Raw genomic sequence first — 6,000 nt, 5'->3', positions numbered from 1 at the left:
TTTCAAGTTTTTAGTTGGTTTCTCTATATAGATTTCACATTTATAAATTTTAGTTGTTTTCTCTATAAAAGGTGAAAAAATATAAAATATATTATATAATTAATGAAAATAATGGGAAATAGCATTAAAATATAGTATATTGGAGAGTCACATGAAGATAAGAATAATATTTTGGGAGAGTAGACCACTCACTTTAAATTGTTTAAACATCATACAAGATGTAGGGATAAAACATTATTATGAAAAAGTTGCGGCAGACTTATATGAATATATACCCATCAATAAGTCATCGATTCACTTGTTAGATAAAGAAATAAGCTATAAGTGGGATAAAATCATTTTATGTTTAACAGATGAAATGTGTCCTGAGGAAATCAAATTAATGGAAGATGTTCAAGAAAAATGGCCGGAGCTTTTAAATATTTGTTATATACCTGGGATGAAAGCCGAAGAAATAGTTCATATGTTGCCTCTATTTTTATCTATGCCAAAGAAAACACATCAAAAAGAAGATTTTTATGCCCTACAAGGAAGTACAGTGATTATGGGACATGAGAAAATAGAAGAGGGATTTGGAAAACTCGTACAACGCATTTTTCAAAAATGGCAGTATGTATCTAGCTTGAATTATGTAAAAATAAACTTATATAGTTGGCAAGAAATGGGGCTTGTGGCGTTAAGTGAAATTGAAGACATATTTAGTGACTATATAGGAGAGCGTGCCAGATTAGAAGTTGCATGGTATAAGAGTCAAAAAGAAAATAATGAGATGTATTTTTTAATAGAAGGAAATCAGATGAGCCAATAAGGAGATATCGCGAGGTTATAAATAGTTTCGCGATATCTCCTTATTTTTTATATAGATTGTTAAAAAATAAACTTAAATAACTTAAATAATTATTAAAGTACTTCAATAAATTGTAGGGTACAACTAATTTATGTAAAATAGTAAATGTAAAAACGATGAAAAACACATTTTAATGTGTTAAAAAAATGACAACTAAGGAGCGACAACATGTTTGACATTATTAAAGCAACCTTAACAGATAATGCCCTTTTAGGAGCGATTTTCTCTTCAATGGCAATTATTCTTTTAGGGTTTTATCTTAGAAAAAGAGAAATCTTAAACAGTGCAGCAGCTAAAATGCTTACAAAAGTAGTTTTAACTGTAGCGCTTCCAGCTTTAGCATTTACTTCATTCATGAAAGACTTAAATCAAGAAGAGTTAAAGCAAGGGATGAATATTCTGGTATGGGGATTTGCCCTTTACATTCTTTTAATTCCAATTACTAAAATTATGTTTGCTAAAGTAAAAGGCACAAAACAAGATGTTTACCGTGTTCTTACAATCTTTGGTTCAACAACATTCTTCGGAACACCTATTGTAAAAGCTGTATATGGTACAACAGGTGCAATGTATGCTAATATCTTTAATATTCCATATCGTGTATTTTTATATTCATATGCGTTTATTAAAATGTCTGGCACAAAAATGGATAAAGAAAACTTCAAGAAAAACATGAAAGAAATTTTCTTAAATCCAATTATTATTGCTACATTTGCAGGGCTTTTAATTTGGATTTTCCAAGATAGTTTACCACAAGTAGTAGTAGGCAGTGGAGATGCAGCTAAAAGTGTAGGATTCCTTCGTATTGATGAAACACTTCCATGGCTTTATAAACCGCTTACTTACTTACAAAGTTTAGCATCACCACTTGCATGGCTTTCAATTGGTGCAACACTTGCGGAAGTACCATTTAAAACAGCAGTGGCACAAAAAGATGCTTGGGGCTATAGCCTTGTTAAAGTAATTGCTATCCCAATGATTAACATTGTACTTTTAGTATTACTTACAATGACAAACATTTTACCAGTTGCACATGAAGCAATGGCAACAACAGTTATTATGATGGCAGCACCTACAGCAACAGTAGCAGCAGCTTATGCAATTAGCTTTGACCGTGAAGCATTATTTACATCAAACTGCTCATTACTTTCAACAGTAGTAGCTGTACTTGCAACACCATTCTGGATTGTTGTACTTGAGATTATCAAAAATCTTGGATTATTTATCTAATAGATAACGTGATATTTATCACATAATATACGCCCTAAGGGTGATATCCTCAAGGTAGAAAACAGCGTGATGTTTCTACCTTGAAAAATTTTACACAACAAATAATTGACGACTTAAATATAAACTAGAATAACGAGGGTGGATAAAATGATTAAAATCGTATGTTATGGCGTAAGACCAACAGAAGTACCTTATTTCAATAAAATTAATGAAAAATTTGGCTATGACTTAAAACTTGTAACTTTAGGACTTAACCATGAAAACGTAGAAGAAGCAATTGGGGCAGAAGCCATTATGGTACGTGGTAACTGTAAGGCAGATAAAAGAAATCTTGAGCTTTTAAAAGCAAATGGTTTAGAGTATGTGCTTACAAGAACAGTTGGTTTTGACCATGTTGATTTAGAGACAGCTAAAGAATTAGGCTTAAAAGTAGCTAGAGTACCTGGCTATTCACCAAATGCAATTGGAGAGCTTGCAGTATCACTTGCAATGATGCTTCTTCGTCACACAGCTTATACAGTAAATCGTACAAGCGAAAGAAACTTCATTGTAGATGCGACAATGTTTAGTAAAGAAATCAGAAACTGTACAGTAGGGATTATGGGAACAGGTAAAATTGGTCTTACTACAGCTAAATTATTTAAAGGCCTTGGTGCTAAGGTAATCGGTTATGATATCTTCCAAAGTGATGCAGCTAAAGAAGTAGTTGAATTCAAAAGCTTTGATGAAGTGGTAGCGGAGTCTGATATCATTTCAGTACACATGCCATATATTAAAGGTCAAAACTATCACATTATCAATGATGATTTCATTGCAAAAATGAAACAAGATGCGATTTTAATTAATACAGCACGTGGAGAACTTCAAGATCTTGAAGCCATCATTAGAGGGATTGAGAGTGGTAAATTAGGTGGATTCGGTACAGACGTATTAGAGGGAGAATCAGCAGTATTCTTCAAAGAATTCCCAGGTCAAGCACTTGAAAACCCAGTGTTTGAGAAACTTGTAAACCTATATCCAAAAGTATTAGTGACACCACATATCGGTTCATATACAGATGAAGCATTAACAAATATGATTGAGATTTCATTAGAAAATATGACATCTTATTTAAAAAATGGTACATGTGATAATGCTATCGCATAAATAAAAGTTAGAAAAATAAGCATTATAAGTCGAGAGGGCTTATAATGCTTATTTTTTATATAAATGCTTAAACAATAGGTAAAGGAAGTGGCGTGTATAGAGATGAGAAGAAAACTTAAGTTTCAGACAAAGATTGTAATTGCAGCAATCATGATTACTTTTATCCCCTTATTATTTTCTTATGGTATTTTTATAGAAGACCAGTTAAGCACGATTGATACAAGTATTAGAGAAAGGCTTAGAGAGGCAGCTTTAACCATTAAAGATATGCCAATTGTACAAGAAAAACTTGCTAGTAGAGAAAATGATATGTCATTACAGTATTATACACAAGGGCTTATTCAGAATTTACAAGATGTAGATATTATCGTGCTTGCAGATATGACAGGGGAAAAGTATACACATTTAGACACCCATCAAATCGGCGAAATTTTTGAAGGCAAAGACAAAGAAGAAGTACTTAAATATGGTAGAGGCTATTATTCTTTAAATGAAGGTTCTATGGGAAAAACACTTAGATGGTTTGAACCTATTTTAAAAGATGGGAAACAGGTAGGATTTGTTATGGTAGGGAAATACTATAATGAAATATATTCTATTAATCGTATTACAAAGAGAAGATATGGGATATTATTTATATTAACGATTACATTTAGCTCCATATGTGCAGCTTATTTAGCTTACCGCATAAAAAAAGCTATATTAGACATGGAGCCACATGAAATAGCTAGATTATATCTTCAGAAGGATAGTATTTTAAATGGTGTACAAGAAGGAATCATAGCACTAGATGTAAACAATGAAATAAGAGAAATTAATAAAAATGCGCAGAATTTACTTGAACTTTTTTCATTAGAAGAGATATTAGAAAAGGTGGCGGTAGATATTGAAAGAGGTGTACCTGTCTCTTTTAAGGAATTTATCATCAGGGGAAAAAAGTTATTTATTAATTTACAGCCAGTCAGACAAGGCGAAAATTACTTTGGTACAATCATCACATTAATGGAGGAGCAAGAAATTAATCGTGTTGCTAAAGAGATTACAGGCATTGAAGAAGTCAATAAAAATTTGAGGGCTACTGTTCATGAGTTCAAAAATAATTTACATGTTATTCTAGGATTGTTAAAAATTGAAGAATATGATGAAGCGAAAAACTATATTTTACAGGTACAACATACTAAAAATGAACAGAATATAGAGTTTGCTAGTATTGAAGACCATTATATACGTGCATTATTATTAAGTCGCACAATTATTGCTAAAGAAAGACAGATTGCCTTTAAGCTTACCCCTAATTCCATGCTTGAAAGACAGCATGAAGGGATAGACTCAAATGACCTTATTACGATATTAGGCAATTTACTAGAAAATGCTTTTGAAGCGTGCATTAGTACACAGGTGGATGAGAAAAAAGTGGAAGTAAGTTTAAGTGAAGATGAGGATTATATTGTGATGAAGGTAAAAGATAATGGTGTACCTATTGATACAGACATAAAGTCATATATATATGAACTAGGTATTTCTTCAAAAGGAGAAGGGCGCGGGAATGGGCTTTATCTTGTTCAAAATAGAGTTGATCTTTATGAAGGAAAGATTCAGTTACAGGAGATGGAAGGCGAAAAACAGTTTATAGTGATTTTGCCAAAGTAACAGTACCAAAGTATAGTAATACCAGAGTAGAATAATACCAAAGTATAGTAATACTAAAGTATAGTAATACTAAAGTATAGTAATACTTAAGGAGTAGAAAATGAGTAAAGTATTAATTGTAGAAGATGATCCAATGGTAGCACTTATTAATCGCAAATATTTAGAGCGCATGGGGAATATGACGATTTATGGACCATTGACTTTAGAAGAGGATGTACTTAATGTATTAGAGCGAGAAGAAATAGATCTTATTCTTTTAGATATGTACCTGCCACAGAAAAATGGACTCCAGATTTTACAGAGCATTAGAATGCATCAACATTTTGTGGATGTCATTATGATTACAGCAGCTAATAGTGGTGAAGAAGTAAAAAAAGCGTATGCCTATGGCGTAGTAGATTATTTAATGAAGCCATTTGAATTTGAGAGATTTCAAATAGCAGTAGAGAAGCATTTAAAGCGTAAGTCTTGTCTGTGGTCTAAATCTATTATTCAGCAAGAGGATATTGATGGTGGGGCTAAACATTTGGAGTCCAATATATATTTGCCAAAGGGGCTTAATAAACGAACGTTAGATAAGATTATTGAATGTTTAAGAGAAGACGAGACGAAGATATGGACATTAAGGGAATTAGCTAAAAAGATAGAGATTAGTAATGTAACAATAAAAAAATATATGGACTACTTAGAAGAAATCGAAGTCGTACGTGTAAGTCTTACATGTGGACAAGTAGGAAGACCAGAACACATGTACAAGTTTAATTGAACGAATATTATATAAATATTTAAAACTTGGTAATAAGTTGAAAAATAATATATAATGGTTTACAATAATGAAAATAGATTTATTGGGAGGCATTATATGAGATATGACACACATAAGTACTGGGGATTTTTAGGTTTATTTTCATTAATCGGTTTAAAGGCATTTCCAACTGAGAATTATTGGTGGTGTTTATTTTTCATAAACTACTTATGGTTCACTTTATTTTATGAGAACAGCTGGGTGTATAAAGCATATCAAAGAAAACATGTTTAAAATAGAAAGGTACACTTACTTCGGGTGTACTTTTTTGTTTTATTTGAGAAGTCGTCTTAGTAGGCATTTATAAATGAAGACAGGTAGG

At 31.9% G+C, this 6,000-nt stretch carries 6 protein-coding genes; all 6 read left to right on the top strand.

Features of this window, described 5'->3' with window-relative positions:
• Nucleotides 1-151: 151 nt before the first annotated feature.
• The 6 genes from AC1VAQ_RS13350 to AC1VAQ_RS13325 all read left to right on the top strand — a co-directional run bounded on the left by AC1VAQ_RS13350 (nucleotide 152) and on the right by AC1VAQ_RS13325 (nucleotide 5,912).
• Complete coding sequence (locus tag AC1VAQ_RS13350) at nucleotides 152-808, top strand: hypothetical protein (RefSeq protein ID WP_302595512.1); 657 nt, start codon at nucleotides 152-154, stop codon at nucleotides 806-808.
• 207 nt (nucleotides 809-1,015) lie between these two features.
• Complete coding sequence (locus tag AC1VAQ_RS13345) at nucleotides 1,016-2,077, top strand: AEC family transporter (RefSeq protein ID WP_302595513.1); 1,062 nt, start codon at nucleotides 1,016-1,018, stop codon at nucleotides 2,075-2,077.
• Between the two features lie 147 nt (nucleotides 2,078-2,224).
• Nucleotides 2,225-3,223 (top strand): 2-hydroxyacid dehydrogenase, encoded by a 999-nt coding sequence (locus tag AC1VAQ_RS13340; protein WP_302595514.1) that lies wholly within the window; start codon nucleotides 2,225-2,227, stop codon nucleotides 3,221-3,223.
• Between the two features lie 102 nt (nucleotides 3,224-3,325).
• Nucleotides 3,326-4,873, top strand: a complete 1,548-nt coding sequence (locus tag AC1VAQ_RS13335) for an ATP-binding protein (RefSeq protein WP_302595515.1) — start codon at nucleotides 3,326-3,328, stop codon at nucleotides 4,871-4,873.
• Between the two features lie 100 nt (nucleotides 4,874-4,973).
• Nucleotides 4,974-5,639: a response regulator gene (locus AC1VAQ_RS13330; protein WP_302595517.1), complete on the top strand. Its 666-nt coding sequence runs from the start codon at nucleotides 4,974-4,976 to the stop codon at nucleotides 5,637-5,639.
• Between the two features lie 96 nt (nucleotides 5,640-5,735).
• Nucleotides 5,736-5,912 carry a hypothetical protein gene (locus AC1VAQ_RS13325; RefSeq protein ID WP_302595518.1) on the top strand — a complete coding sequence of 59 codons (177 nt, stop codon included), beginning with the start codon at nucleotides 5,736-5,738 and terminating at the stop codon, nucleotides 5,910-5,912.
• Nucleotides 5,913-6,000 lie beyond the last annotated feature (88 nt).

This window comes from Cellulosilyticum sp. (assembly GCF_982396655.1).
Note: the sequence above shows the minus strand (reverse complement) of the source record. Positions and strands in the feature narration are given on the sequence as shown.

Coding starts and splice junctions, on each gene's coding strand:
- AC1VAQ_RS13335 (WP_302595515.1), top strand. CDS start 3,326: ATGAGAAGAAAACTTAAGTTTCAGACAAAGATTGTAATTGCAGCAATC.
- AC1VAQ_RS13350 (WP_302595512.1), top strand. CDS start 152: ATGAAGATAAGAATAATATTTTGGGAGAGTAGACCACTCACTTTAAAT.
- AC1VAQ_RS13345 (WP_302595513.1), top strand. CDS start 1,016: ATGTTTGACATTATTAAAGCAACCTTAACAGATAATGCCCTTTTAGGA.
- AC1VAQ_RS13325 (WP_302595518.1), top strand. CDS start 5,736: ATGAGATATGACACACATAAGTACTGGGGATTTTTAGGTTTATTTTCA.
- AC1VAQ_RS13330 (WP_302595517.1), top strand. CDS start 4,974: ATGAGTAAAGTATTAATTGTAGAAGATGATCCAATGGTAGCACTTATT.
- AC1VAQ_RS13340 (WP_302595514.1), top strand. CDS start 2,225: ATGATTAAAATCGTATGTTATGGCGTAAGACCAACAGAAGTACCTTAT.